This window comes from Paenibacillus motobuensis (genome assembly GCF_039521865.1).
Classification (GTDB): domain Bacteria; phylum Bacillota; class Bacilli; order Paenibacillales; family Paenibacillaceae; genus Fontibacillus; species Fontibacillus motobuensis.
In genome coordinates, this window is sequence record NZ_BAAACX010000029.1 from 1 (window position 1) to 857 (window position 857).

General features: G+C 49.5%; 1 protein-coding gene. It reads right to left on the bottom strand.

The window, feature by feature from the left end; all coding sequences use genetic code 11:
* Nucleotides 1-185: 185 nt before the first annotated feature.
* Nucleotides 186-575, bottom strand: coding sequence for a phBC6A51 family helix-turn-helix protein (locus ABD014_RS24775; RefSeq protein WP_343865950.1), 390 nt, complete (start codon nucleotides 573-575; stop codon nucleotides 186-188).
* Nucleotides 576-857 lie beyond the last annotated feature (282 nt).

Below are 857 nucleotides of genomic sequence, written 5' to 3' on the forward strand. Positions count from 1 at the left end.
TGAATACGTTATACAACGAATGAACGTTCGTATTATGCATAAACCGACGGTTCGTAACGCTGTATTACGGTGAAGTGCGAAAAGTTTTCGGGGCGTGCGCGTCAGGAGCGCGTTGCAGATAAAACGCATCCGACACGAAAGGTTCCGAACCATCGCCACGCGTATCCCTACATATAATAGCGTTACTATTCCGCAGCTTCGGACTTTTCCCGTTTCAACGCCTCTAGTCGCAACCTCAACGCTTCGACATCCGTCTCATCTCCGCCCTTAGTCGTTACCTCTACGCTATCCGTTAAGATACCGCCAACCTGCAGCGCTAACTTCGCCATTGCCGCGTTACGATCCGTTATAGCAATCTCCGCAAGAGACTCAACGAGTTCCGGCAATCTAACGTCATTCACACGCTTAACCGCTCGCCTAAACTCTGCATCAAACTCCGGCTTCTTACGCCAGTTCTCGAGAGTACGCGCCGTAACTCCGCACATAGCCGCAATCTCTTCGTAAGTCTTTCCGCCCTTCTTAGGCTTCGCCAACCACTCGATAGCAACGAGTTGATCCGCTGTTAATCTCGCCATAATCACGCCTCCTTTCTATGTCTCCCACGCGCAGGCAATGCGTAGGAGAAATGACTACATGAGATACTTCTTTGAATAGACTTCATGGTTAATCAAAGAACACTTACGCGGCCTTTCGGCCTTGCCCGTCGCCTAACGGCTCCGGAACTATTAATTTCAACCGCGAATAAATAACTTAATAGAATCTATCCGCGGATAAGATATTAACAGGCACACAAGGCCACGCTCTTTGGCCGAAGTGTCGGGTGGTCTTCCCGGCGTTCTTTTTATCTGTGTTGTTCT

Bases quoted from the DNA above. Each gene is read 5' to 3' on its own strand.
- ABD014_RS24775 (WP_343865950.1), bottom strand. From the start codon at position 575: ATGGCGAGATTAACAGCGGATCAACTCGTTGCTATCGAGTGGTTGGCG.